Source organism: Macrococcus sp. CoH-51_TC_04 (genome assembly GCF_058188655.1).
This window is the reverse complement of the sequence record NZ_JBVGOY010000045.1, coordinates 1-344: the sequence shown is the minus strand read 5'-3', so window position 1 is coordinate 344 and position 344 is coordinate 1. Positions and strand designations below refer to the sequence as shown.

General features: G+C 57.6%; 1 protein-coding gene. It reads left to right on the top strand.

Features of this window, described 5'->3' with window-relative positions; genetic code table 11:
- The coding region (locus ACZ2V4_RS11710) for a hypothetical protein (RefSeq protein ID WP_490514949.1) at positions 1 to 229 on the top strand (229 nt) is incomplete at its 5' end.
- Positions 230 to 344 lie beyond the last annotated feature (115 nt).

Below are 344 nucleotides of genomic sequence, written 5' to 3'. Positions count from 1 at the left end.
CAAGCCGTACATTCTGGAGACGTTTCCGGGCGCGGGTCCCGGCGGTCAAACTGGTGTGATGCTGACGCCCTACCTTGGCCACCACAAGGTGTTCGCTCCGCTCGAAGAGTTCGCGATGCCCCACGATATGGTGCTCATGCTTCGTCCGTGCCCGGAGGAACTGACAGCCACGTACGTGTCGAAGGCGAGCGGCATCGAGGTCGCCAAGTCGCGAATTGTTGGCGCTTGACAGTTATTTCGATCTAGTGTAACCTAGTCGTATTCGGGTCCTTGGGGCCCGCTCTGTCAACGCCACAAAAGGAAAGGACGTGCAAAAGAAAGACTTGCTGACACAAGCATTGCCC